This window comes from Siminovitchia jepli, from assembly GCF_047228825.1.
Taxonomy (GTDB): Bacteria; Bacillota; Bacilli; order Bacillales; family Bacillaceae_C; genus Siminovitchia.
The window spans coordinates 1-2,990 of record NZ_JBFEGN010000171.1; the positions used below are offsets into that span (position 1 = coordinate 1).

The 2,990-nt window shown below is 43.4% G+C and carries 2 protein-coding genes and 2 pseudogenes; all 4 read right to left on the minus strand.

The window, feature by feature from the left end:
• Positions 1 to 132 precede the first annotated feature (132 nt).
• Positions 133 to 1,215, minus strand: a pseudogene (locus tag AB1L08_RS22025) (phospholipase D-like domain-containing protein); the annotation flags it as partial.
• 159 nt (positions 1,216 to 1,374) lie between these two features.
• Positions 1,375 to 1,608, minus strand: coding sequence for a DUF5348 domain-containing protein (locus AB1L08_RS22030; protein WP_413066726.1), 234 nt, complete (start codon positions 1,606 to 1,608; stop codon positions 1,375 to 1,377).
• On the minus strand, positions 1,605 to 2,405 hold the full coding sequence (locus AB1L08_RS22035; protein WP_413066727.1) for an ExeA family protein: 801 nt from the start codon (positions 2,403 to 2,405) through the stop codon (positions 1,605 to 1,607). The genes AB1L08_RS22030 and AB1L08_RS22035 overlap by 4 nt, the downstream gene beginning before the upstream one ends.
• Positions 2,398 to 2,895 (minus strand): annotated as a pseudogene (locus tag AB1L08_RS22040) (Mu transposase domain-containing protein); the annotation flags it as partial. The gene AB1L08_RS22035 and the pseudogene AB1L08_RS22040, both read right to left, overlap by 8 nt.
• Positions 2,896 to 2,990 lie beyond the last annotated feature (95 nt).

The following is a 2,990-nucleotide window of genomic DNA, read 5'->3' on the forward strand; positions in this document are numbered from 1 at the left end:
CAAGCAACATAATTGATCGCCTCTAGATCCAGTACAGCCAACAATTAGCACTTATTTTGTTGGTGCGAAAGTTGAGTTACAACATGTAAGCTAATTAAAATCAGAAAGATAAATAATACCGGTTTTTTCAACTTATAATAATGGAGAAAGCACGCGAGCACCCTGTTCAACAATGCGCTCGGTCAGGGATCGTTGCACCAAGTCTTCAATTCTTAATGGTACAGAATCAGTAAGATCCCTCTCGAACTGCTCTGTGAGTTCCCTTGCCACATCAGCACTGTACACGACTTGACACACCTCATAATTCAGGCGAAAACTTCTCATATCATAGTTTGCTGAGCCTACGGCAGCAATCTCCTCATCGATGGTCAACACCTTCGCATGTATCATTCCTTTGTCGTACTGGTAGATTTGAACTCCAGCTTCTATAAGTTCTCCGTAATAAGTACGGCTTGCAAGACCCACGATTTTTTGATTATTGTGGCGAGGAACCAGCAATCTTACACGGACACCACGAGTTACTGCTGTCTTTAATGCCATGATAATATCCGTTTCTGGTACAAAATAGGGTGTTGTTAAATCAATAGTCTTGGTCGCCTGTGTTATACATATAAAGTAAGCTTGCCGAATGACTGGGGTAGGAATTCCAGGGTTTCCTTCCAACGTATGGATATACGCTTTATGCAATGTCCTAGTTTTTCCGGATATGTCCATTTCTTTATCATCAAGGGTGCTCAACTCTGATCCCAATTCGGCTGACCATTTGGAATGATCTGCTCTGCCGATTGAATTGATTTTCGTTACCTCTGATTTTGTTTTCAAATTTGTTTTTGATTTTATCCTTTCCGGCACAGCGATTTCCCAATGAACATCAAAAACAGTCTGCAAGTCGCCTGTTGCTTCCCCTATAATTTGCAAATGAGTGTCCCTCCAAAATCCTACGTCTGGCTTTAATCCTGTATATTCATACCCAACGTTCATACCGCCAGTAAAGGATTCCTTTCTGTCAATCGTCACAATCTTACAATGATCCCGATAATTCCAATTGGACAAAATCCAGGGAAATCGCAGAGGAAATATTGTCCTGCATTCTATCCCTGCTTCAACCATCTGCCGGATTTTTTCACGCGGGAATTTATAACTCCCCAAGCTATCTCTCATAAAACGAACCTGCACTCCATTTAATGCTTTTTCGATTAGCAGTTCTGTGATTCGTGTAAACCAGCACATTATTTCAGGCACCTGATTTCAAATTAATTCGGGTCAAAAACCTAAAATAATGTGCTTTTTTGATCACATTATTTCAGATTTGGAAATAGCTAAGCAGATTATTCCAGCCGTATTACCAAAAAAGAACTCCCTAAAAAGGGAGTTTCAATGCCGAATCCGTACTTTATATACTTCGACCAATCTTAGAGTGAACGTCACATCGTCCTCCAGCGTCACAAACCACTCATTATAATCTTTTTCAAAACATGCTTCATAATAACGGTGTTGAATGCGTATTTCGAAGGTCATTCCCGTAAACGTTTCATACTCTTGTTGGCCAATCCATATTCTCCAGCCCTGGCTGTCCACATCAAAAAACATGATTCCGCGCCTTATCATAAGCCACTCTCCTCGACGGCCAATTGGACGATTTCCTCATCAATATGTTCTTTCTTCAGCTGCGCCCCATACAATAAACAATTGACCGTCAATGTGTTGATGACGCGCGGCCATCCCTGTGAACGCAAGGCAATCGCCTCAAGGGCTGTTTCTGTGAAAATCGGCATCTTGGCTCCGGCAAGCTTTAAATGATGATCAATATAGGCGAATATATCTTCTTTCTGTAGTGGCTGAATTTGATACCTCATGATGATTCGCTGGGCGAGTGGTCTGTGATGATTCAGGTTCAGACGCGTCTTTAAATGCGGCAGGCCGGCCAACACAAGGATAAATGGATTCGATGAATCCATTTGGAAGTTGAAAAGAATCGCCAAGTCTTGCAAAAAAGCATCCTTGGCCATGTGCATCTCATCCAGGATGAACACTGGCGTTACTTTTCGTTCCTGGACCATGCGTTCAATTCCATGCTGAATCTGCCGGAACAGGTCCACCTTCCGGAACTTTGGCTCCTCGCCCAAGCCGTAAGCCAACCCCCGGTAAAAATCCATCACGCCTCCAGTTGACAGTGGAAAATAGACCACATGATACAGGGCCGGGTTAAGCGAATCCTTGAATGACCTTAATGTGAAGGTTTTTCCGGCACCAGGATCACCAATGACCATGCCGATCCCTTTGGATTTGCGTAAATACTCGAGGCCGTTCAATGCTTCCTGGTACCCCGCAGAACGGAAAGCCTCCGTCGGCTCCATGTCTTTAGAAAAAGGCGCTCTAGCCAACGAATAAAACGGTTTATACATGGCCTTCTCCCTCCTCCTGATGAGCTTCGGAGACGGCGAATGGCGACTGTCCCCGTTTGACACGGGCATTGTCATGCATGGAGACCGGAATGGCCTCGGCTGCTTGCTTGCCGTCCTCAAACACATATACTTTATGCTCGTCCATCCTGATTTCAATTTTTTGCCCGATATATTGGGAAGGGACCTCATATAGCTTCTTCTCCAGCGTGATGGTGCCATCCAGCTTCACTTTTCGCTTTGCCCGCTTTAAAAAGATTGAGTCCAACAAGGAAAGGTCCTCCAAGAATGTGACATGATCCAATTGGGACAGGAATACTTCGTGCGGTGTTTTTTCGTCTAATGAAGCGTGCGGCCTCCGATGATAGTCTTCCTCCAGCCATTGCCAGAAACGCTCATTCAGTTCCTCCAAAGAATGAACGGGTTCACTCTTTAAAAGGGGATAGAAACGTGTTTGGATCGTTTTAAAAAGTCTCTCTATTTTCCCCTTATTATGTGAAGCTTCACATAAGAAAGGTTATGTATAGTAAAATAAAATGTAAAGTAAATCCTTTTTCTTTAGCTAAGTTCTAGTTGTATGCAAGATTT